The organism is Caulobacter sp. 602-1, from assembly GCF_003931565.1.
Taxonomy (GTDB): domain Bacteria; phylum Pseudomonadota; class Alphaproteobacteria; order Caulobacterales; family Caulobacteraceae; genus Caulobacter.
The window spans coordinates 1-287 of record NZ_RRYI01000147.1 but is presented as its reverse complement, the minus strand read 5'-3'; the positions used below and the strand labels follow the sequence as shown (position 1 = coordinate 287).

1 pseudogene is annotated in these 287 nt (G+C 66.2%); it reads left to right on the top strand.

The features are described from left to right. Positions 1-263: pseudogene (locus EIK80_RS25645) on the top strand (CbbQ/NirQ/NorQ C-terminal domain-containing protein); the annotation flags it as partial. Positions 264-287: the final 24 nt, after the last annotated feature.

Sequence of the window (287 nt, the reverse complement as noted above, 5' to 3'; positions counted from 1 at the left end):
GCACGATCTCGGCCATGGTCCGCGTCGCCGACATGACCCGCAACGCCTTCATGAACGGCGACATCTCGACCGTCATGAGCCCGCGCACGGTGATCACCTGGGCCAAGAACGCCGAGATCTTCGATCACGACGTGGCCCTGGCCTTCCGCCTGACCTTCCTGAACAAGTGCGACGAACTGGAGCGCCCCACGGTGGCCGAGTTCTTCCAGCGGGCGTTCGGCGCGGACCTCCCGGAAAGCGCCGCGCGGGTGAAGGTGGCCTAAACTCCTCCATCTCCCCAGCGGGAG